This window comes from Streptomyces sp. NPDC104202, from assembly GCF_055584185.1.
Genome location: NZ_JBVJMN010000010.1, coordinates 116286 through 137424, shown reverse-complemented (window position 1 = coordinate 137424; position 21139 = coordinate 116286). Strand labels below are relative to the sequence as shown.

General features: G+C 77.0%; 15 protein-coding genes and 2 pseudogenes. 9 read left to right on the top strand and 8 right to left on the bottom strand.

Features of this window, described 5'->3' with window-relative positions; genetic code table 11:
• The first annotated feature begins 8 nt into the window (after positions 1-8).
• Positions 9-1055: a hypothetical protein gene (locus ACZ60W_RS10035; protein ID WP_469754856.1), complete on the top strand. Its 1047-nt coding sequence runs from the start codon at positions 9-11 to the stop codon at positions 1053-1055.
• 102 nt (positions 1056-1157) lie between these two features.
• On the opposite strand, the gene ACZ60W_RS10030 is transcribed toward ACZ60W_RS10035, so the two are convergent.
• A complete protein-coding gene (locus tag ACZ60W_RS10030) occupies positions 1158-1790 on the bottom strand; it encodes a hypothetical protein (RefSeq protein ID WP_469754855.1) in 633 nt (210 codons plus the stop codon).
• Between the two features lie 139 nt (positions 1791-1929).
• Here ACZ60W_RS10030 and ACZ60W_RS10025 point away from each other — a divergent pair, with 139 nt between their 5' ends.
• On the top strand, positions 1930-2508 hold the full coding sequence (locus ACZ60W_RS10025) for an isochorismatase family protein (protein WP_469754854.1): 579 nt from the start codon (positions 1930-1932) through the stop codon (positions 2506-2508).
• Between the two features lie 66 nt (positions 2509-2574).
• Here ACZ60W_RS10025 and ACZ60W_RS10020 read toward each other — a convergent pair.
• Together ACZ60W_RS10020 and ACZ60W_RS10015 are read right to left on the bottom strand one after the other, a co-directional pair.
• Positions 2575-3249, bottom strand: a pseudogene (locus ACZ60W_RS10020) (NADPH-dependent F420 reductase); the annotation flags it as partial.
• Between the two features lie 160 nt (positions 3250-3409).
• Positions 3410-4213 (bottom strand): helix-turn-helix transcriptional regulator, encoded by an 804-nt coding sequence (locus ACZ60W_RS10015; protein WP_469754853.1) that lies wholly within the window; start codon positions 4211-4213, stop codon positions 3410-3412.
• On the opposite strand from ACZ60W_RS10015, the gene ACZ60W_RS10010 reads away from it, so the two are divergent.
• Positions 4212-4697: a DUF2000 family protein gene (locus tag ACZ60W_RS10010; RefSeq protein ID WP_469754852.1), complete on the top strand. Its 486-nt coding sequence runs from the start codon at positions 4212-4214 to the stop codon at positions 4695-4697. The genes ACZ60W_RS10015 and ACZ60W_RS10010 overlap by 2 nt on opposite strands.
• A 166-nt stretch (positions 4698-4863) precedes the next feature.
• Positions 4864-7917 (top strand): helix-turn-helix transcriptional regulator, encoded by a 3054-nt coding sequence (locus ACZ60W_RS10005; RefSeq protein ID WP_469754851.1) that lies wholly within the window; start codon positions 4864-4866, stop codon positions 7915-7917.
• Here ACZ60W_RS10005 and ACZ60W_RS10000 read toward each other — a convergent pair.
• Together ACZ60W_RS10000 and ACZ60W_RS09995 are read right to left on the bottom strand one after the other, a co-directional pair.
• A complete protein-coding gene (locus tag ACZ60W_RS10000) occupies positions 7899-9650 on the bottom strand; it encodes a serine/threonine-protein kinase (protein WP_469754850.1) in 1752 nt (583 codons plus the stop codon). The genes ACZ60W_RS10005 and ACZ60W_RS10000 overlap by 19 nt on opposite strands.
• Complete coding sequence (locus ACZ60W_RS09995) at positions 9647-11362, bottom strand: hypothetical protein (protein ID WP_469754849.1); 1716 nt, start codon at positions 11360-11362, stop codon at positions 9647-9649. Before ACZ60W_RS09995 ends, ACZ60W_RS10000 begins: the two co-directional genes overlap by 4 nt.
• Positions 11363-11773: 411 nt before the next feature.
• Between ACZ60W_RS09995 and ACZ60W_RS09990 the strand changes: the two genes are divergently transcribed.
• The gene (locus tag ACZ60W_RS09990) at positions 11774-13834 is read left to right on the top strand and encodes a SpoIIE family protein phosphatase (RefSeq protein WP_469754848.1); all 2061 of its coding nucleotides are present in this window, start codon (positions 11774-11776) and stop codon (positions 13832-13834) included.
• Positions 13835-13853: 19 nt separating this feature from the next.
• Here the strand turns inward: ACZ60W_RS09990 and ACZ60W_RS09985 are convergent, their stop codons facing one another.
• Entirely contained in the window at positions 13854-14486 is a 633-nt protein-coding gene (locus ACZ60W_RS09985) for a DinB family protein (protein ID WP_469754847.1), read from the bottom strand.
• Positions 14487-14688: 202 nt separating this feature from the next.
• On the bottom strand, positions 14689-15174 hold the full coding sequence (locus ACZ60W_RS09980; RefSeq protein WP_469754846.1) for an Lrp/AsnC family transcriptional regulator: 486 nt from the start codon (positions 15172-15174) through the stop codon (positions 14689-14691).
• A gap of 183 nt (positions 15175-15357) precedes the next feature.
• On the opposite strand from ACZ60W_RS09980, the pseudogene ACZ60W_RS09975 reads away from it, so the two are divergent.
• From ACZ60W_RS09975 to ACZ60W_RS09965, 3 genes and pseudogenes are all read left to right on the top strand, one after another.
• Positions 15358-15915, top strand: a pseudogene (locus ACZ60W_RS09975) (serine/threonine-protein kinase); the annotation flags it as partial.
• 25 nt (positions 15916-15940) lie between these two features.
• Entirely contained in the window at positions 15941-16471 is a 531-nt protein-coding gene (locus ACZ60W_RS09970) for a serine/threonine-protein kinase (protein WP_469754845.1), read from the top strand.
• A gap of 177 nt (positions 16472-16648) precedes the next feature.
• Positions 16649-17473: a YhjD/YihY/BrkB family envelope integrity protein gene (locus tag ACZ60W_RS09965; protein ID WP_469754844.1), complete on the top strand. Its 825-nt coding sequence runs from the start codon at positions 16649-16651 to the stop codon at positions 17471-17473.
• Between the two features lie 143 nt (positions 17474-17616).
• Here the strand turns inward: ACZ60W_RS09965 and ACZ60W_RS09960 are convergent, their stop codons facing one another.
• A complete protein-coding gene (locus ACZ60W_RS09960; RefSeq protein ID WP_469754843.1) occupies positions 17617-18681 on the bottom strand; it encodes a sugar ABC transporter substrate-binding protein in 1065 nt (354 codons plus the stop codon).
• Between the two features lie 540 nt (positions 18682-19221).
• On the opposite strand from ACZ60W_RS09960, the gene ACZ60W_RS09955 reads away from it, so the two are divergent.
• The gene (locus tag ACZ60W_RS09955) at positions 19222-20718 is read left to right on the top strand and encodes an FUSC family protein (RefSeq protein WP_469754888.1); all 1497 of its coding nucleotides are present in this window, start codon (positions 19222-19224) and stop codon (positions 20716-20718) included.
• The last annotated feature ends 421 nt before the right edge of the window (positions 20719-21139 follow it).

Sequence of the window (21139 nt, the reverse complement as noted above, 5' to 3'; positions counted from 1 at the left end):
GACCGGGCGTGGGAGAGGCGAGCGGCGACGGGGCGCGGACCGTCGGGGCGGAGGGGACCGACGGAGGAGGGGGAGACCCGGAGGCGGACGAGAACACGGCCGGGGCACGGACGCGGGCCGGGGCCGCCGGGGCGCGGGGCGGGCGCGAACTGTCGCCCGCCGTCGTGCTCCTGAGCGGCGCCGTCGGCGGGATCAGCCTCGCCGTCGGGGGGCTGCTGGCCGCCACGAGTCTCCTCGGATACCGGGCGGGTGCCTGGGTGTCGCCGGAGGCGCTGAGCCCGGGACTCGTCGGCGCGGCCATGCTGGGGGTGGCGCCCGCTCTGTTCACGGTCGGCCGGGCCCGCCGCTGGGAGGAGGTCCGGAGCCTCGTTCTGCCGCTCGCGACGGTCCTCGTCGGACTGTTCGCCGTGAGCCTGCTGAACGCGGGCAGCCTCCAGGCCTTCCACGGGGGTCCGGTCTTCCTCGCCCTGTTCAGCCTCGGCTGGGTCGCCGCCCTCGGCGCCCTCGCCCTGGCGGCCGTGGGATGCCTTCTCGCCCAGTACCGCCGACCGGTCCGTTCCGCGCGACCGGCCCGGGACGTGGCCGAGGGGGCGGACGGGGGAGCGGAGTCCGTACACCGGGCACGGGAGACGGGGCGCCATCCGGTCGTGCCGCTGCCCGGCTGGTCCAAGCCCCCGCTCGCGGTGCTCGGTTCGGGCTGGCTCGGCATCGGGGCCGGACTGCTCGTCCTCCCCGGTTTCTGGGGCCCGCTGCTCCCCTGGCCCGTCGACCGCGCCGACGCCCAGGGCCTGGGCGTCTGGGCGCTGTCCCTGGGCGTCGGGGTGCTCGCCTCCCTGGCGGAGGACGACCTGGACCGCACGCGTCCCGCGCTCCGTGCCGTTCCCCTGGTCGCCCTGGCGGCCGGCGTCGTGCTCGCCGCGCACGCGGGCTCCGTCCACTGGGCCTCGGGCTCCGGCATCGCCCTGGTGGCCCTGCTGGCCGGCCTGTTCACGACCGGTGTCTCGGGGCATCTGCTCCTGGTCCGGGCCGCTCGCCGGAGCCCGGCGGGGGCGTGACGACGGCGGACGGCGGCGCCGTGAGCCGGCCGGTGCGGGCCGAGGCGGCGTCGCTCCGTCCCGGGCCGGGGAGGGCGGGTGCGGCGCCGTCCCGGCCGGCGTTCACGACCGCCAGCGCGGCGCCGTGTCGTCCGGGTCGTCCGGGCTCGCGAAGTGGAAGGGCACGGCGAGCGAGGCGGCCAGGTCTCCGCCCACCCGCGCGGCCACGGTCGCCGACGGGTGCCGGGGCATCCGGACCGCCGCGGCGGCGCGCCCGCCGCGCCTGACCCGGGAGGGGGCCCCGGCCCCGGTCCTGCGGGCCTCGGTCCCGTCCCGGGCCTCGGCCGCCTCGGGACGTGAGCGGAGGTACCGCTCCGCCGTGCCGTGGTAGATCGTCGCCAGTTCGCGTTGGCCGGCGGGCTCGTCGGTGATCGCGTAGAGGCTCACGAACCAGTCGTGCACGGTGTCGCCGTCCCACACCGCCTCGATCGCCACGACCCGGCCGGCACAGCCCGCGGCGCGGGCCGTCAGGGACTCCTGGTCGAGCGGGCTGTCGGGGGTGCGGGCGACCCGGTCGCCGAGGTGGAGGTAGCGGCCGTGCACGACGCGCTCGGCCTCGTGCAGTCCGATGCCACGGGCGCGCGCCACGTCGAGGAGGGCGCGGACCGCCCGCATCCGGGCGTCCTGGAGGACGAAACCGTCGATCTGGTCGCGGACCCCGGCCGGCAGCAGCTCCCACCAGTCGGACGTGTCCATTCCCGTCATTCCCCACCCCGCTCGTGCATCTCGTCGGCGCGTCAGGCTAACCCGGCGGGACCGGCGCGCGCCCGGGCGTTTCGGCCGGTCCGGCGGTAACTCCGTGGCGCCGGAGGGCTGCGGGGGCGAGGATGGCGGGATGACGCAGCTCGCGCAGCCCGTGGACGCCCTGATCGTCGTGGACGTGCAGTCGGCGTTCGTCACCGGGGAGGGGGCGGTGCCCGCCGCCGCCCTGCTCGTCGACCGGACGACGGACCTGATCGCCCGGGCCCGCCGGGCGGGGGCGCTCGTCGTCCACCTGCAGAACGACGGCCCGCCCGGATCCGAGGACGAGCCCCACACCCCCGGCTGGGAGCTCCACCACCCCGTCGAGACGGGCCCGTTGGAGCAGGTCATCCGCAAGCCGCGCGACGACGGCTTCCACGGGACGCCGCTCGGCGGCGTCCTCGCCGCCGCGGGCGTACGGTCGGTCGCCGTCTGCGGCGTCATGTCGGAGATGTGCGTCCAGGCCACCGCCCGCGCCGCCCTGGAGCGCGACTACCGCGTGGTCGTGCCGTACGACGCGCACGCCACCCAGGACTGCCCGGCGGTCCCCGGGGTCAGCGACCTGGTCCCGGCCGCGACCGTCTCCCGTGTCGCCGCCTACTCCCTCGGGAGCGACGCGGAGGTCACCGTCCCCGCCTCCGCCGTCACCTTCACGGCACCCCGGGCACGCTGACCGCCGCAGCCCGCTGCCGGGAGGCCCCCGCGCACGCCACCCGCGGGGCCGCCCGGTGACGGACGATCAGGCCCGGAAGCCCTCCGGGCGCTCGGGCGAGGCCTCGGCGAGCGCCTTGGTCACGGCGTCCACGCCCTCGCGGAGTCCGTAGACCGGGGTGTCCGGCTGCTGGCGCCACGACGCGTCGATGCCGCCGGCGTCCACGGTGTCGAAGCCGAGCTCGTCGATGAGGCTGCGCACCCGCTCCTTCGCCGCCGCGTCGTCGCCGGCGACCGGCAGCGCGAGCCGGTCCGGGTCGCCCGCCGGACGCGGCCGGTCCAGGATGTCCTGCGCGTAGGTCCCGTTGAACGCCTTGACCACCGGGTGGCCGATCTGGCGCTCGGTCCAGCGGCTCTCCGTGAGCCCCTCGTCCTCGATGGCGTCGATGCGGCCGTCGCGCTCCCGCGGGTAGTAGTTGCCGGTGTCGATGACGACGAACCCCTCGGCGGCGCCGGCGAACAGCCCGGACGGCAGGTCGGGGACGTTCTTCAGCGGCACGGTCACGACGACGACCTCGGCGCCGCGCGCGGCCTCGGTGACGACGACCGGGGTGGCCCCCGTCTCCTCGGCGAGCGCGCCGAGGGTCTCGGGGCCGCGGGAGTTGGCCACGGAGACGTCGTGGCCGAGGGCGGTGAGGCGGCGGGTGAGGTTGCCGCCGATGTTGCCGGCTCCGATGATGCCGATCTTCATGGTGCTTCCTTCTGTTCCGGCTGGTTCCGGCGAGCAGGTTGAAGGCGCCCGTCAGGAGGTGGAGGGTGACGACTCGCACAACCTCCGTGAGCACGCGGTTGTTCCGGCCCCGCGCCCGCCTTTCCGACGACACCCTCGCCGGCGCGTGCCCCCGGGCCGGCGTCGGTGCCGGTCAGCCGGGCCGGCGGCGCGCGAAGCGTCCGGGCGTGGTCCCCACGATCCTCCGGAAGGCGCGGCCGAGGTGCGACTGGTCGTAGAAGCCGGTCGCGACGGCGACGTCGCCCGGGGCCTGCCCGTCGAGCAGCAGCCGGCGCGCCCGGTCGACCCGGCGGGCCGTCAGGTACTGGTGGGGCGCGATGCCGAACGCGCGGCTGAACGCCCGGACCAGGTGCGCGGGATGGGCGTGCAGCAGCCCGGCCGCCTCGTCCAGGGACAGCCCCTGCGGCAGCCGCTCGTCGAGCAGCTCCCGCAGCCCGTGCGCGACGCCCGGGTCGGCCGGGGGCCGCTGCCGGGCCGCGATCCCGGGCCGCAGGTGGCCGCGCAGCCGTTCGCCGACGAGCGCGAGCCGGCTCTGCGCCTCCAGCTCGCCGCCCGGGTCCGCGAGCGCGGTGTGCAGCTGCCCGACCCGGCGGCGCAGGAGCGGGTCGACCAGGTCCGGCCCGTCCACCGCCGGGCCGATGAAGGTCTCGTCGAGCTGCGTCAGGTCCAGGTAGAGGACCCGCTTGCGGAAGCCGTGCGACGTGGCGGGGGAGCCGTTGTGCGGGACCTGCGGCGGCAGCAGCGACACGGTGTCGTCCGGCGTGCCGCGCTCGCGGCGGTTCAGGTCGTAGCGCACGGCGCCGTCGTCGACGATCAGCAGCGTCCACACGTCGTGGACGTGCATCGGGTACGCGTGCTCGGTGAAGTGCGCGTGGAAGACCTCCACGACCCCCGGCACCCGCGGCCGCCACGCCGAGATCTCAGGCCGGACAGGCATGCAAGGAATGTACAAGACGGCACGGCGGGGCGGTCGGCAGTCTCGGGGCATGGACACCACCGACACCGCCCCCGTCCGCTTCGACACCAAGATCGCCGTCCTGCTCCGCGAGGACCTGGAGACCTGGCAGCGGCTCAACGTCACCGCGTTCCTCGTCAGCGGCCTCGGCACCACGGTGCCCGAGGTGACCGGCGCGCCGTACGCCGACGCCGACGACGTCCCGTACCTGCCGATGTTCCGCCAGCCCGTCCTCGTCTTCGAGGGCACGAAGGAGGTCCTCACCGCTGCCCACGGCCGGGCGCTCGCCCGCGCGCTGCCCCGCGCGGTGTTCACCTCCGACCTCTTCGCCACCGGCAACGACCGCGACAACCGGGCGGCGGTCCGGGCCGTGGGGACGGACCACCTCGACCTCGTCGGCCTCGCCGTGTACGGACCGCGCAACGCGGTCGACAAGGTCCTCAGGGGCGCGCGCATGCACCCCTGACCCGTGCCGTCCGGCCGCGCCGCGTTCCCCGCGGCCGGCCGCTCCCCGCCCGGTGCCCGCACGGCGGGATGACGCCCCCGCTGTCGGTGCCGTGCCGTACAACTGGGACCGGGGAAGACACAGACGGCGCACAGCAGGACGCACGACCGTACGAGGGGGAATGTACGTGGACACTTTCGCGGACCGGGGGTGCGCCGACCGCGCGCCCCTCGTCGGGCGGGACGCGGAGCTCGACCGGCTCGACGCGGCCCTGCGGAGCCGCTTCCGGGGGACGGGCCCGGTGGCCGTGGACGTGACCGGCGACCCGGGCATCGGCAAGACCCGGCTGCTCACCGCGTTCGCGGACCGCGCCCGACGCCACGGGGCGACCGTCCTGCACGGCCGCCCGGTACCGGCGGCCGACGACCGGCCCGCCGCCCCCTTCCACGTCCTCGCCGACGCCCTCGCCGACCTCGACCACCGCGACCGGGCCGCGGCCCCGGCCCTCGCGGCCCTCGCGGAGCTCGTGGAGGCGCCGCCCGCCCGAGCGGCGGACGCAGACGGGCCGGAGACCGCACCGGGTGCGCGGCGCACCGCCCGGGTACGCCGGATCGCCGCGGCCCTGGGCCGGGTCCAGGCCCCCGGGCTCCTGCTCCTCCTCGACGACGTCCACCACGCCGACCCGGCCTCCGTGGAGCTCCTCGACCACCTCCTCCGCCATCCCCGCCGCGCCCCCGTCCTGCTGGTGGTGGCCCGCCGCGAGCGTCAGACCCCGCCCGGCCTCGCGTCGGTCCTGGCCCGGGCGGCCGACGCCGGTACCGTCTCGGCGCTCGCCGTCGGACCGCTGGACGCCGACGCGTGCGCGGCCGGACTCGCCCCCGGCCTGCCGCCGGGGACGGCCCGGGAGATCCACCGCGACAGCCTCGGCTTCCCCCTCTACCACCGCGCCCTCGCGGCCGCCCGGACCCGCGGGGACGAGCCGGCCGCCAGGGGACCGGTGGCCCTGGTCCTGGACGAACTCACCCCCCTCGGCGGCGCGGAACGGGCCGTCGTCGACGCGATCGCCGTCCTGGGCGAGCGGGCCACGGCCGACCTCGTCGCGGCCGTCGCCCCGACCGCCGCCGACGACCGGCGCGCCCCCGCTCGCGCCGACCGGGACGCGACCGGTCGCGACGACCGCGGTCCCGCGGGCCCCGGCGACCGACACCCGGCCGCCCCCGGTGGCCGACGGTCCACCGGCCCCGGCGACCGCCGCGCCGAGGGCCTTGACCGCCGGGACACGACGGCCGCGGCCCTGCGCGCGCTCGCCCGGCGCGACCTCGTCCGGCACGACGGCGACGGACACCGCCTCCGCCTGCGCCACCCCGCCCTGCCGGAACTCGTCCGCGGCGCGCTCGATCCCTGGCGGCGCAGAGAGCTGCACCGCCGTGCCGCGGACGCCCTCGCCGCCGCGGGGGCACCCGTCACCGCGCGCGCCCCGCACCTCGTGCGCGCCGCGACGGCCTGGGACCCGGCCACCGGCGCCGACCTCGTCGAGGCCGCCGAATCCGTCGGAGTGGCCGACCCCGCCCGTGCCGCCGAGTGGCTCGCCGCCGTCCTCGCGCTCCTCCCCGACACCCCCGAACACCACGCCACCCGGACCGACCTGCAGCTCCGGCGGGCCCGCGCCCTGGGCTGCGCCGGACGCGTCGCCGAGAGCCGCGACCTCCTCCACCGGCTCATCGACGCCGGCCGCGACGGCGCCACCGCCGCCACCGCCGAGGCGCGCACCTCCGCCGTGCTGCTCTGCGCCTTCATGGAGCGCCACCTCGGCCGCTATCCCGAGGCGGACGCGCTGCTCCGCCGCGAACTGGAGCGGGACCCCGGCCCCCGGTCCGACCTGCGGACCTGGCTCGTCGTGGAATGGGGCTGCCGCGCCCTCTTCGCCGCCCGCTACCCCGAGGTGCGCCCCGTGGTCGCCGACGCCCTCGACGACGCCCGCCGCCGCGGCGACGAGCCCGGCACCGCCGAGGTTCTGACGCTCGCCGCGCTCGGCGAGATGTACGAGGGCCGGACCTCCGCCGCCCGGGACCACGCCGCCCGGGCCGCGGCCCTCACCGACGCCTTCACCGACGGCCGCCTCGCCGGCCACGCCGAGTCCCTGGTGCGCCTCGGCTGGTGCGAGGTCTTCCTGGAGCAGTACGCGGCGGCCGACCGCCACGCCACCCGCGGGGTCGCGATGGCCCGCCGCACCGGACGGCCCTTCGCGCTCTCCCAGCTCCTGCTCTGCTCGGCGTACGTCCACTTCATGACCGGCAGGATCGCCACCGGTCTCGACCTCGCCGACGAGGCGGTCACCGTCGCCCGCTCCCTCGGCGGCGCCGAACTCCTCGGCTTCACCCGCGCGATCCGCGCCACCCTCCTCCTGCACGCCCGGCCCCTCGGCGACCCCGAGCCGCTGGCCGCGGCCGAGGAGGCCGCGGCCACCGTCGGGACCGCCGAGGGCTGGTGGGCCACCCAGGCCCGCTGTCTGCTCGGCTACAGCGTCCCGCTCGGCCGGGACCCGCACCGGGTCCGGGACGTGCTGACGCGCGCCGGGGGCGGCCGGGACCTGTCCCGGCTCCAGACCTCCCTGCGCCCCGGCTACCTCGAACTCCTCTCCGGGGCCGCGCTCGCCGCCGGCGACCTCGCGGGGGCCGAACGGGCCGCCCGGCGCGCCCGCTCCGAGGCGGATGCCCTCGGCCTGCCCGTCCAGCGGAGCGCGGCCGCGCGCGCCCGGGGCCGGCTCCTGGCCGAGAAGGGCGAACCCGCCGCGGCGGCCCGGGCGTACGCCGAGGCGGCGTCCGAGGCGGCGCGCTCCGGAGCCGTCGTCCGCGAGGCGCACAGTCTGCTGCTCGCCGCCCCCCAGCTCCGGGCCGCGGGCGACGACCCCCGGGCCGCCGCGGCCTGGCGGCGGGGCCGCCGCCTCGCCGTCCAGAGCGGCGCCCGGATGCTGGTGGACCTCGCCGACCTCACCCGCCCCGGCCCGCCCGGCGCCGGCGGCCGGCTCGCCGACCTCACCCCGCGCGAGCGCGAGATATCCGTCCTGGTGGCCGAGGGGCTCACCAACCAGGCGGTGGCCGACCGGCTCTGCCTCAGCCCCCGCACCGTCGAGAGCCACGTCGCCCGCGTCTACCGCAAGACCGGCGTGGAGACCCGCGCCGGACTCGCCTCGCTGGTGGTGCGCTCCGGGACGGGCGGCGGTCAGTTCTCGCGCGGATAGGTGGCGACCACCCGGCCCTTCGCGTCGGCCTTGAGATAGCCGGAGCCGTACGCGTCGGAGAGGTAGACGCTCAGCCCGGGATCGCTGCCGAGAAGGGTCGACGCCGGCGTGAGGACGAGATAGCGGCTCGTCGGCCGGTCGACGCCCAGCTCCTTCCCGGCGCGCTTCAGGAGCGCCGGCAGGGCGTCCCAGTCGAAGGCGTCCAGGTCCGCCGGCACCGAGCCGGGGAACGCGGTGCCGCCGGGACCCTGTCGCACGGCCACGTCCTCGCCCCGGTACACGTACCGGTCGTACCGCTTCGTGCTGCCCTTCACCAGCGCCTCGGCCACCGCGTAGTCCGGGTACACCACGAACCCCGTCACCTTCGCGCCGCCCGTCGCCGCGTGCACCGCCGCCACGGCAGCCCGCACCCCGTCCGGGGTCAGCAGGTCGCGCCGCGCCGGTGCCGTGGGCTCCGTCGACGGCGTGGCGGCCGCCGTGGCCGCTCCGCCGCCCGTCCCCCGCTCCGCCGGGGGCGCGGACGTCGGGTGGGCGCCGGGCTCACCCGGCTTCCCGTCCCAGGTCATCGCGCCGACGGCGATCCCGACCGCGAGGACCACCACGACCGCCGCGCCCAGGAGGCGGCCGGTGCGCCCGGACCGCCGCCCGGCGCCCGCCGGGGAGGCGGCGGTGGCCGCGGCGTACGGACCGCCGGCGTACGGACCGCCGGCGTACGGGTTCCCGGCCGCGGCGACCGGGACCGGCTGCGCCACGGCCGGCGGACCCGCGGGGGCCGCCAGGGGGAACGAGGTGGCGTCGAACGCGCTCGCGCCCGCGGTCCGGGGCTCCGCCGGGGCCCCGGGCCACGGCCCGGCCACCTTCTGCGGCGGCGTCGCGTCCCGTACCCCGCCGCCCTCGGGCCGTGCCGGCGGACCGGCCTGCGCGACGGCCGCGAGAGCGCGGTCGAGCTCGTCCGGTCCGGGACGTGCGGCCGGGTCCCGCACCAGCAGCCGGGTGAGGACCCCGGTCAGCGGACCCGCCCGCACCGGGGCCGGCACGTCGTCGGAGATGACCGCCGCCAGGGTCGCCAGGGTGTTCTCCCGGCGGAGCGGGTGGTGCCCCTCGACGGCCACGTACAGGAGCAGCGCGAGCGACCACAGGTCGGCCGCCGGACCGCCGCCGCCGCGGATGCGCTCGGGCGCCATGTAGTCCGGCGAGCCGATGACGGAGCCAGAGGCGGTGAGGGCGGTGGACTCGCGGATCGCCGCGATGCCGAAGTCCGTGAGCACCGGACGGCCGTCCGGCCGCAGCAGGACGTTGGCGGGCTTCACGTCGCGGTGCTCGATGCCCCGCTCGTGTGCCGCGCGCAGCGCCGACAGCAGCTCACGGCCGAGGACGGCGGCCTCCGCCGGGGTCATGGTGCCCCGCTCCAGCCGGTCCTGGAGGGAGCCGCCGGTGACGAGCTCCATCACGAGCCACGGATAGGTCCCCTCACCCGCGTCCACGATGTGGTGGATCGTGACCACGTTCGGGTGATCGATCCGCGCCAGCGCCTGTGCCTCGCGCAGCACCCGGGCGCGCAGCGTCCCGGCCCCCTCGGCGTCGTGCCCGGCGGGGGAGCGGCCGGGCGGGATCACCTCCTTGAGCGCCACGTCGCGGTGGAGCGCCAGGTCGCGGGCGCGCCAGACCGTGCCCATGCCGCCCCCGCCGAGCCGCTCCGTCAGCTCGAAGCGGCCGTCGATCACTCTGTTCACACACACCCCTGTACTCGGGTCCTCGCGGCGGCCGCGGCCCCTCGGCCGGTCCCGCCCACATCGCCGTACACGTTCACCTGGTAGCGCCCGGGCCGCCCGTACGGCTCCGGTAGTCCGGACAGCTCCGGCCACGGACCGGCGTGACCGGCGCCGTCCGGGCCCGTGCCTCCCGCAACGGCCTCCGGTCCGCGCGCCCCGCCGTCCCCGAGCGGGCTCCCGTCCCCGAGCCCGTCCCCCCGCGGGCCCGTCCGCCCGGCCTCGCGGCGGGCCTCCTCCCGGACCACCTCCGCGGCGGCCTCGCCCAGGACGGCCGCCACCTGCCGGGCCCGGCCGCGCAGCCCGCCCGCCGCGGCGTCGTGGTCGCCCGCCGCGCGCCAGAGTTCGGCCGCCCGCTGGTAGGCGCGCGCCGACCGCTCCGGCGCCCCGGCCTCGGCGTACGCGTGCGCCGCGCGGTGCAGGAGCGCGGCGGCGGGCCGCCGGTCCCGCCAGTCTTCGCACCGTCCCGCCGCGACCGCGTACGCGCGGGCCGCCCGGCCCGGTTCGCCCAGACACAGCGCGGACTGCGCGAGCCAGGCCCCGGCCCGTACGAGCGCCGCGTCGTCGCCCGCCGCCGTGAACGCCTCCAGGGAATCCTGGAGGAGCGCGGCGGCCTCCCGGCAGCGCCCGCGCTCCGCGTACACGGAGCCGAGCCACAGCCGGGCCAGCGCCGCCGGACGCGGGTCCTCGGCGACGCCGCCCGCCCGCCGGACGGCCTCCACCAGCAGCGCCACCTCCTCGTCCCCGGCGGCGTGCCCGCCCGGCGCCGGTCCCACGGCCGCCGGTTCCCCCAGCGTCCGTACGAGCGCCAGACAGAGCCGGGCCCGGTCGACGGCCCGCAGCGGGGCCGCGGGGCAGTCCGCGCGCAGCGCCGACCTGAGCAGCCCGGCCGCCTCCTGGTGGGCGCCGACGGCGCGCAGCACCCCGGCGAGCAGCAGCTCGTGCCGGGCGGCGCCCCACGGCCGGCCCCCGTCCCGCTGGTCCGCCACGGCGGCCCGCAGATGGACGAGGGCCGCGGCCGGGTCGTCGGGCGCGGAGATCCGGCCCAGGAGGGCCCGGGCGTCGGCGAGCGGACCGACCACCGCGGGGTCCGCCCGGTGCGGCGCGGCGAACGCGATCAGCCGGCCGAGCTCCCCCCGCAGCTCGGCGGCCTCGGCCCGGGGATCGGGCCGGCCGTCGAGGAGGTCGGCCCGCGCCCGGGCGCGCAGCACCAGCACCCTCGCCGTCTGCGCGACGGTGGCCCGGCCCGCCCGGTGCAGGGCGATCGCCCGCTCGCACAGCTCCCCGAGCTCGGCACAGCCCGCCGCCCCCGGCTCCGGGCCGGCCACGACCGCACGCGCCCGCGAGACCAGCGCCTTGCCGCGCTGCCCGGCCCGTTCGTGCAGGTCGGCCGCCCGGGAGAACAGGGGGCTCGCCGCCGGCCGGGCCCTGCCCCGGCAGTCCAGGGCCGTCGAGTCCAGGGCGTCCGCGTGGTCCCCCGGCGTGATCGTGCCGCCCGCACGCCGCAGCGCCGCCGCCGCCCGCTCCCACGCCCGGCCCGCCGCCGGGTGCCCCGCGGCCGTGAGCCGGCGGGCCCGGTGCAGCAGCTCGTGCGGGTCCTCCGGCTCAGCGCCGGCGGCCGTCCCGCCGTACGGACGCGCGCCGGGACGTGACGCGTCGGGCCAGAGGCTGCTCATGCGGAGGGCTCCGGGGCGTGAGGGGAGACGGAGGGCGGGGGACCGTGCGGGCGGGGACGGGGTGAGCGCGTCGGCGGGTCGACGGGCGAGGGGGTCCGCCTCGGGACGGACGTGGGGGAAGGGCGGCCGGGACGTACGGAGCCCGGTGCGGGGGCGTGTGCGGGGACGTACGGTCCACGGACCGGGGGACGGACGGGGCGTGCCGGGAAGGGGCGGGGAAGCGCTCGGGTCTGCGGAGGCAGAGGTCGGACCGACTGTCCCAGGCGGGAACGGCCCCGCACATCCGTAGAACTACGGAACCGCCCGTCCATCGACCGGCCGCATCGAGCAGAGCCCCCCGTCGGTGTCTCGGCTAGGGTGATTCGGTAGGGATTGCCCCCCTGGGGCCCGGGCGATGCGTAGGTCGATGCGTTGGAGACTCATCAGTCGGCGAGCAGGGTTCCGCAGCCGCCCCGGGCGGCCGTCGGGGACGCCGGCGTGCTCCGCGAGCTCCTGCCGATCGCCCTCTGGCGGGAGGACGCCGACGGCCGGATCGTCGAATGGTCGCTCGCCGCCCAGGACCTCCTCGGCCACCGCCCCGAACACGTGCTCGGCCTCCAGGCGGCCCCGCTCCTCGTCCCCGACGCCAACCGCGAACTCGCCGAACGCCTCACCGACCGCGTCCAGGCGGGCGAGACCATGGTCGGCACCCTGCCCGTCCGGCACCGCGACGGCCACACCATCGCCATGGAGATGTGGATCGTGCCCGCCGCCGACCCGGAGGGCCGGCCCGGAGCCATGCTCATCGCCGTCGAGACCTCCGAGGTCCTGCGGATGCGGGAGAACCTCGCCGCGATGGAGAGCCTCTTCACCCAGTCCCCGATCGGCCTCGCGCTCCTCGGCCCCGACCTGCGCTTCCTGCGCGTGAACGACGCCCTCGCCCGGATGAACGGGGTCCCCGCGGCCCGACACGTCGGCCGCCGCCTCACCGAGGTCGTGCCGGGCGTCAACGCCGCCTCCCTGGAGGCGCTGATGCGCCAGGTCCTCGGCAGCGGGACGGCCGTCGTCGACGCCCGCCGGGTGGGCCGCACCCCGGCCGACCCCGACCGCGACCACATCTGGTCCTGCTCCTACGCGCCGCTCGTCGACCGCGCCGACAGCCGGTCCCTCGGGCTCATCGCCTCCCTCGTCGACATCACCGAGAGCCAGGAGGCCCACACCGAGGTCGAGCGGGCCCGCCACCGCTTCGCCCTGCTGGCCGAGGCGGGCGCCCGGATCGGCACCACCCTCGACCTCAAGACCACGGCCGAGGAAGCGGTCCGCTTCCTGGTCCCGCAGCTCGCCGACTCCGCCGACGTGCAGATGCTGGAGTCCGTCCTCGAACCGGACGACCCGGCCGCCTCCACCCGCGGCGTCCTGCGACGGCTCGCCGCCCGCTTCCCCGACCCGACCGCCCCCACGGCCCTCCTCGCCCCGGGACAGACCTTCCAGATCCCCCTCGACTCGGTGTACGAACAGGTCGTCCTCCGCGGCCGGCCCACCAACCTCTACACCTCCGACATCCCCGAGCTCTTCACCGACCCGCGCACCGAGGCCCTCCGCACCTACCTCGCCACCCGCCTCGGCTCGGCCCGGCTGGTCCCGCTCGTCGCCCGCGGACAGGTCCTCGGCGCGGTGACGGTCACCCGGCTGCGGTCCCGCGAGCCCTTCGACGAGCAGGACTGCGTCCTCATCGACGACGTCGTCGCCCGCGCCGCGCTCAACATCGACAACGCCCGTCTCTACACCACCCAGCGGGAAGCGGCGATCACCCTCCAGCGCAGCCTCACCAACAGCGCCCTGCCCGCCGTCACCGGCCTCGAACTCACCGGCCGCTACCTGCCCGCCAGCGCCCACGACGTCGGCGGCGACTGGTTCGACGTCATCGCCCTGCCCGGCGGCCGGACGGGGCTCGTCATCGGCGACGTCATGGGACACGGCATCCACGCGGCGGCCGTCATGGGCCAGCTCCGCACCGCCGTGAGGACCCTGGCGCGCCACGACATCTCACCGGCCCGGATGCTCAGCTCCCTCGACGCGGTCGTGGCCGACCTCGGCGAGGACGAGATGGCGACGTGCGTCTACGCGGTGCACGACCCGGCCACCCGGGGATGGGTCATCGCCCGGGCCGGACACCCGCCGCCCGCGGTCGCCACCCCCGACGGCACCATCACCTTCCTCGACGGACCGCCCGGCACCCCGCTCGGCACCGGGGCCCACGACTTCGGCACCCAGGAGGTCACCCTCCCCGAGGGCGGCCTGGTCGTGCTCTACACGGACGGCCTCATCGAGGCCCGCGACCGCGACCTCGACGAGGGCATGCGCCAGCTCGCCGGGGCGCTCCGTCCGCTCACCCGGCCGCTGGACAGCCTCTGCGACGAGGTCCTGGGCACGCTCCTCGCGGCGCCCGCCCAGGACGACGTGGCGATGCTGCTCGCCCGCACGACCCGCTGATCCGGGGTACGGCGCCGGGTCAGGCGCCCGCGTGCCCGAGCCGGTACAGGTCCCGGAGCAGCGCGATCTCCGCGCCGTGGTGCAGGAGTTCCTGGTTCACCCACCACACGACGTCGACGAACGCCTCCTCGGAGTCGCCGCCGTGCGGATACGTGCTGTGGCCCACGGTGTCCAGGACCGTGTCGTCGGTGGCGAGCAGGGACTCCCGCCAGGAGCCGGCCGCCGCGTCGAAGGCCGCGACGGCGGTGGCCGCGTCGCCGCTGACCTCGTAGTCGTCCCGGGTCAGCGAACGGCTGCCGTGCGTGTGGTCGGCGCGCAGCGCGAGCAGCTCGCTCAGGTGCGTCAGCCGCCACGCGATCGTCGTGAACGGCGGCGGAGCGGGGTGCGGCGGCGCCGCCGAGTCCCGGCCGAACGCGCCCGCGCCCGCCAGGACCGTGGCCCGCGGCCCCGGTCCGTCGGCCCGGCGCCGCACCGACCAGCAGCCTGGCCCCGGCTCCCAGAAATACTCCGCGTCGGTCATCGGGCCCACCGCGACCTCCGTGCCGTTCCCGCTGTCCACGACCGGGCCGGCCATCCGGTCGGTGAGCCGCTGCCGGGCGAAGTCGAACTCGGCGAGCAGAGGGGCCAGTCGGGCGGGCACGGGTTCGGCCATCGGACGCTCCGGATCACGGGGGACAGGGCGCTCGTACCCTCGCACAGGGCGCCGTCCGGGCGCCCGTGATTTCCCGGCGGGGGACACGGCCCGGAAGCGGGTCGGTGCCCGCCCGGTCCCTGCACCGGCGCCGGCCTCCCGCCACGACGCAGGACGCGTGAACCCGGCCTCGTCCCGGCCGCACGCCGTCCCTCCGCCGAGGTCAGGGGGCAGGCGTCCCGGCCCGTCGGCCGACCGACTCCACCAGCGGCAGCAGCCGGTGCGCCACGCGCTCGCGCAGGGCGATCTCCGTCCGGGTGCGGACCACGCCGGGGAGTCGGATGAGCCGCTGGATGACGTCCTCCAGATGACCGGCGTCGCGCGCCACCACCCGGGTCAGCAGGTCGCCGCCGCCGGTGATGGAGAACGCCTCGACGATCTCGGGGACCCCGGCGAGCGCGTCGCCGACCTCGTCGAGCCGGCCCTGCGTCACCTCGACGTGCACGAAGGCGAGGACGGGGTGTCCGAGCGCGGCGGGGGAGAGGACCGGTCCGGTGGAGGTGATCACGCCGTCCCGTTCCAGCCGGTCGATCCGGGCCTGCACGGTGCCCCGCGCCACCCCCAGGATCCGCGCGTACTCGCGCACGCTCGTCCGCGGCTCCTCGATGAGCAGCCGCAGGATGCGGGTGTCGAGCTCGTCCACCGCCATGCCCCGTGGGCCTCCTTGGTCACCGCTCGCCCGGCCGAACCGCTTCGAACCGTCCACATCCGGCGAACGGGGGCGAACACATCTGATTCCCGACTGTACCGATGCGCCCGCGCCGCATCCCGTACGGCCGGTGCGTCCGGATCACGGGGCTCCGGGCCGGGGGGGAGGGGGAACAGGAGCGTCATGACGGGTGCGCCGTGGTTGCGGCCGTTGCAGGGGGACGACCCGGAGCGGCTCGGCCCGTACCGGCTGATCGGGCGGGTGGGCGCGGGCGGGATGGGCCGGGTCTACCTCGCCCGCACCGTCAGCGGCCGCCTCGTCGCGGTCAAGACGCTGCTCGCCGAGGGCGAGGTCGCCGCGTCCGACCGGCGCCGGTTCGCCCGCGAGGCGGCCCTGGCCCGCCGGGTGACCGGCGTGTTCACCGTGCCCGTCCTCGACGCGGACGCCGACGCTCCCAGGCCGTGGATGGCCACCGAGTACGTCCCCGCGCCCTCCCTCGCCGACCTGGTCCGCGCCGGCGGCGCCCTGCCGGCGGCGGCCGTACGCTGGATCGCCGCCGGGACGGCAGAGGCGCTGGTGGACCTCCACCGGGCGGACATCGTGCACCGCGACGTGAAGCCGGCCGACGTCCTCCTGCCGCTCTCCGGGCCCCGCCTCATCGACTTCGGCATCTCGCACGCCGTCGACCTCGCCCGTACGTCCCTCACGCTCGGCACGATCGCCTTCACCTCGCCGGAGCAGGCGCGCGGGGAGACGTCGACCCGACGTGTACGCCCTGGGCGCCACCCTCCACCACCTCGCGACCGGCCGGCCGCCCTACCCGCCCGGTGCCGACGCCTTCCTGCTCCTCGCGCGCGTGCAGCGGGCCGAGGTCGCGCTCGGCGACCTGCCCCCGGAGCTGGACGACCTCGTCCGTCCCCTCCTGCGGCTGGACCCGTCGGCCCGCCCCACCCCGGCCGACGTCCTCTCCGTCTTCGAACGCCAACCCGTCGGCGGCGGCGAGCTCCTCCCCGCGAGCTGGACGTCCCTGATCCACTCCCGCCACGCGTACGTGCCGCCGTCCCACCCCGAGGCGCCGCGTCCCCGGCAGGGCGCCCCGGCCCCGGCCCCCGCGCGCCCCGCGACGCCCGAGCGGGTCACGGCCCCGGAACCGACCGAGACGCCCGCACCCGCCCGGGAAGAAGCCCCCGCCGCGTCCGTGCCCTCCGCCTCGGTGCACCACGCCCCGACCCGCATGGCGCCGCCGCGCCGGCCGACCGAGACCAGCCGCACCGACCACTGCCTCTCCACGTCCTGACGGACGGAGCCGGCCGGGCCGGGCTCCTGGTGCCGCGGTCCCGCGCCGGTCCTACCGTGGAGGGACGGGAAGTCCCCTGGAGCGCGTCATGCTCGTGCCGAATGCCGTCGTCCGGAGTGCGCTCGTCCCGCGTGCGGCCGTCGCGGGGCCGTCGGGTGCGGCGGGCGTGTCGGGGCGATGACGGCCGGGCGGCTCGGGGCGTGGTGCGGTCGGGCGCGGAGTGCGGTGCGGCGGCTGAGGGCGGGCCACCGGTGGGCGAGGGTGGACGACCTGGGGCTGTGGCCGCGGGCGCTGGGGTTCGCGGCACTGGGGTTCCTGACGCTGGTGCCGCTGCTGGTCGTCGTGTCGGCGGCGGGTGCGGGCAGCGGCCAGGGGTTCGCGCAGTGGCTGGGGGACGGGATCGGGGTGTCGGGCCCGGCCAGGGCGGAGATCGAGCGGCTGTTCGCCCTGCCGGGGCAGGTGCGGCGGACCACGACGGGGTTCGGCCTGGCGCTGCTCGCCGTGTTCGGGCTCTCCTTCGGCACGGTGGTGCAGAGCGGGTACGAGAAGGTCTGGGACCTGGCGCCTTCGCGGTGGTGGGCCCGGTGGCGGCACGCGCTGTGGCTGGCCGTGCTGATCGGGACGCTCTACCTGTTCGCGGTCTCGCCGTTCGGGCGGGACAGCTCGGCCCGCGGGGCCGCCACGCTGGTGAGCGGGGTGCTGTTCTTCTGGTGGTCCCAGCGGCTGCTGCTCGGCGGCCGGGTCACCTGGCTCGCCCTGCTCCCGGGGGCGTTCTGCACCGCCCTCGGGCTGCTCGGCCTGAGGATCTTCTCCCGGCTCGTCTTCTCGCCCCTGATCGCGTCCAGCGCCGTCACGTACGGGCCCTTCGGCGCCTTCCTGGTCATCGAGACCTGGCTCGTCGCCGTCGGCGTCGTGGTCTTCGGGGGAGCGCTGGCCGGCCGGATGGTCGGGGACGAGCTGCCCCACCGGTGGAGACGGCGGAAGCCGGGACGGCCGGGGTAGGAGCGGCGGAGGCCCGGGGAGGTCCGCCGGCTTCCGTGGCCGGGCCGGCGCCGTACGCAGGGGGACGTACGGCACCGGCCGGGTCGGGGCGGCGCCGCCTGCCGCGCGGGAGGAGGTCCGCGGGGCACGGGCGCGGGGCTGGGCTACTCGATGCCGAGTTCCTCGCACTCGTCGGCGAGGTCCTTCGTGCAGAGCTCGGCGGCCGTGTAGATGCCGTCCTTGACCACCGTGGTCCGGATGTTGCTCCGGTCGACGACCACGGGGTCGAGGAGGATGGACGGGACGCCGTCGGTGTGGGTCTGCGGGCGGATCGGCAGGTCCTTCAGCAGGTCGACGGAGAATTCGGCGGCCTTGGGCGCCAGTTCGAGCGGCGACTTGTAGATCGTGAAGGTCTGGGTCCCGGCGATGATCCGCTGGATGCCCGCGAGCTCGGCGTCCTGGCCGCCCACCGGGATGCCCTTGATGCCGGCGTTCGCCAGCGCGGTGACGATGCCGCCGGCCATGCCGTCGTTGGCGGAGTAGACCGCGTCGATCTTCTTCTTGCCGAGCTTGGAGATGGCGGCGGTCATCTTCTCGCCGGCGATCTTCGGGTCCCATTCGCCGGAGGCCTCGTAGGCGATCTTGCCGACCATGCCGTCGAGGGAGATGTGGGCGCCCTTCTTGAAGAGCCCGGCGTTCGGGTCCTTCTCGGCGCCGTTGATCATGACGACGCGGGCGGTGGCCGCCTTCTTGCCGAGGGCGGTGAGCAGGGCCTCGCCCTGGAGCTCGCCGACCATGCTGTTGTCGTGGCTGACGTAGGCGTCGGCGCCCGCGATCGCGCGGTCGTAGGCGACGACCTTCACGCGGTGGGCCTTGGCCTCCTCGACCCAGCCCGCCGCCTTCCCGGCGTCCACCGGGTCGAGGGCGATGACCCGGACGCCGGCGGCGACCAGCTGGTCGAACTGCTGCTTCTGCTTCACCACGTCGCCGACCGCGTTGTTGTACACGACCTCGCAGCGGGGACAGGCAGCCTTGACGGCCTGCTCGAACTGCGGCTTGTCGAGCGCCTCGTAGCGCGAGGTGGTGTTCTCCGGGAGGAGCAGGCCGATCTTGGTCGTGCTGCCCTTGTCCTGGCTCTGCTCCTCGCCGGCCTGGCCACAGGCGGCGAGCGAGAGAGCCATCGAGACCGCGGCCGTCGCTATGACGGCACGACGCGTCCCTGCGTTCATGTGGGTTGCCTCCCTGACGAGGCCGCGACATTGCGGCCGAGGTGTCCCGAAGTCAACGCGGCCCCGCTACGGATGGTCAAGAAGTAAACACTTAACAGGACGGCAACGATGGCGGTCATTCGTTAAGTGAACAACCGTGGCCGACTTCGCCCCCATGGATCCGGCCGAAACGCGACGATCCGCTCCGGGGGTGCCGACAGAGGTGAGGAGGGTCCTGCGGCGGCGCGCGACGTGACCCCCGCCACGCCGTCGAGGCGAGGGCCCGGCCGCGTGGGCCAATGGCCCCGCCCGGTCACTCCCGACCCCACAGTGCTGGGCCATTGGCCCAGTGATGTGTCCGCCGGTTGAGCCGTCGTGCCCCCTTCTGTCTATCCTTGTAGCCATCACATACCTTCGGCGCCGCGCAGCGCCGTCCGGCGACGAGGCCGGACCGGCCCGCGGTGCCTTCGTCGTGTCCGAGCCCCCACCACCCCCGGGGAGACTCGCGCGCCGAGGAACAGATCAAGGGGGGCGGGATTGGCCGCCGTGCGGAAGTACTTCATGGCCCCGGACCCGGGGCTCGTCCGGCTCCGGACCTCGCTGCGCGCCGTCCTCGGCATCGCGCTCGCGGTGGCCCTGGCCGAACTGTGCGGTCTGTCCCTCGTCGCCTCCATCACCGCCGGCCTGGCCGCGCTGCTGGCCCTCTTCACCGTCGCCGACCCCACCGTGCGCCGGCAGGCCGTGACCACCGCGCTGCTGCCGACCGTCGGCTTCCCCGTCCTCGCCCTCGCGACCCTGCTGCACGACGCTCCGGCGCTCCGCGACCTCACCTGGCTCCTCGTCGTCTTCGCCGGCGTGTACGCCCGCCGCTGGGGGCCCCGCGGCCACGCCCTCGGCATCTTCGCGTTCATGCAGTTCTTCGTGACCCAGTTCCTGCACGCGCTCCCCGCACAGCTCCCCGAGCTGTACGCCGCCGTCGCCCTCGCGCTCCTGGCCGCCGGCGCCGTCCGCTTCGGCGCCTGGTGCATCGAGCGCCGCGTCCCGCCGCCCGCCGCGCCCGCCCCGCTGCCGGGCTCCGGCCTGGCCCGCGCCACCACCCGCCAGGCCGTCCAGGCCACCGCGGCCTGCGCGATCGCGCTCGCCGCCGGCCAGCTGATCTCCCACGAGCGCTGGTACTGGGCCGTCGGCACGGCCTGGTGGATCTTCGTCAACACCGCCTCGCGCGGGGAGACCCTCGTCCGGGGCTTCCGCCGCGTCCTCGGCACCGTCACCGGCATCGCCGCCGGATTCCTGATCGCCGTCCCGCTCGGCGGCGCGCCCGCCCCGACCGCGCTTCTCGTCGCGGTCTGCGTCTTCGGCATCTTCTACACCGCCCCGCTCTCGTACAGCTGGATGATGCTGTTCGTCACCGTCATGGCCGGCCTGCTGTACGGCCTGCTGGGCGTCCTCCACCCCGGACTGCTCCTGCTGCGCTTCCAGGAGACCGCCGTCGGCGCGATCGGCGCGGCGATCGGCGTGGCCCTGCTGCCGGTGACCACGCACGCCGCCACCAACGCGTGGATCGAGCGGGCCGTTACCTGCGTGCACACCTGCACCACGGCGGCCGCCCGCCGGCTCGCCGGGGACCCCACCGCGGACCCGGCACCGCACGCCCGCGAGCTGGAGGTGCTCCTCGGCCGGGTCCGGCTCTCCCTGGCCCCCCTGGTGCACCCCCTCAGCCCGCTGCGCGCCCGTAAGGCCCGGGCCCGCCGGGTCCTCGCGCTGCTCGACGACTGCGCGCGGGAGATCCGGGGTCTCGCCGCGGTCGCCGCCGACCGGGACGCCTCGCACGACGCCCGGCTGGCGGCCGCCGCCTGGCGCGTCGAGGCCGCCGTGCACGCCCTCGTCCCGCCGGACCGGCCCCTCCCCGCCGAGGCGGCGGCCGCCGAGGGCGTCCCGCACCACCACCCGGGCGCCGAGACCGCCCTCGGTCACCTGCACGGCCTGGAACAGGCGCTCGTCGACCTCGCGGCTCCCCTCCGCACCTCCCCGCGCGCCCCCCTCGTCCCGGCCGCCTGAGCCGCCTGTTCCCGGTACCGGGACGGGCCGGACCGACGGCGCCCTGGTACCGCGCCGTCGGTGCCGCCGTCCCCCACCGCGCCCCTCGGGGCCGGGGCCCCCGGCGCCGCGCCGTCGGTGCCGCCGTCGCCGGGCCCGTGCCCGTCGGGCCGCCCGGACCGACCCCGCGTGGCCGCGGTGCCCGGTCGCCGGAGCCGGACCGGCGGCCGGTCGGGAACGCCGGTACGGGACCGGCGGCCGGTCGGGAACGCCGGTACGGGACCGGCGGCCGGTCGGGAACGCCGGTACGGGACCGGCGGCCGGTCCGGAACGCCGTGCCCGTGCCCGTCGCCCGGACCGCCGGCCCCAGGCCCGTCGCCCCGCCCCGGCCCGGCCATCGCGGTCCGGGCGCCCCGCCCACCCCGCCCGCTTTGGTCTAGAC

Excerpts from the sequence above, each read along its gene's own strand:
- ACZ60W_RS09995 (WP_469754849.1), bottom strand. The coding sequence starts at position 11,362 with ATGAGCAGCCTCTGGCCCGACGCGTCACGTCCCGGCGCGCGTCCGTAC.
- ACZ60W_RS10025 (WP_469754854.1), top strand. The coding sequence starts at position 1,930 with ATGACGCAGCTCGCGCAGCCCGTGGACGCCCTGATCGTCGTGGACGTG.
- ACZ60W_RS09985 (WP_469754847.1), bottom strand. The coding sequence starts at position 14,486 with ATGGCCGAACCCGTGCCCGCCCGACTGGCCCCTCTGCTCGCCGAGTTC.
- ACZ60W_RS09960 (WP_469754843.1), bottom strand. The coding sequence starts at position 18,681 with ATGAACGCAGGGACGCGTCGTGCCGTCATAGCGACGGCCGCGGTCTCG.
- ACZ60W_RS09955 (WP_469754888.1), top strand. The coding sequence starts at position 19,222 with ATGGCCCCGGACCCGGGGCTCGTCCGGCTCCGGACCTCGCTGCGCGCC.
- ACZ60W_RS10015 (WP_469754853.1), bottom strand. The coding sequence starts at position 4,213 with ATGCCTGTCCGGCCTGAGATCTCGGCGTGGCGGCCGCGGGTGCCGGGG.
- ACZ60W_RS10030 (WP_469754855.1), bottom strand. The coding sequence starts at position 1,790 with ATGGACACGTCCGACTGGTGGGAGCTGCTGCCGGCCGGGGTCCGCGAC.
- ACZ60W_RS09980 (WP_469754846.1), bottom strand. The coding sequence starts at position 15,174 with ATGGCGGTGGACGAGCTCGACACCCGCATCCTGCGGCTGCTCATCGAG.
- ACZ60W_RS09965 (WP_469754844.1), top strand. The coding sequence starts at position 16,649 with ATGACGGCCGGGCGGCTCGGGGCGTGGTGCGGTCGGGCGCGGAGTGCG.
- ACZ60W_RS10010 (WP_469754852.1), top strand. The coding sequence starts at position 4,212 with ATGCAAGGAATGTACAAGACGGCACGGCGGGGCGGTCGGCAGTCTCGG.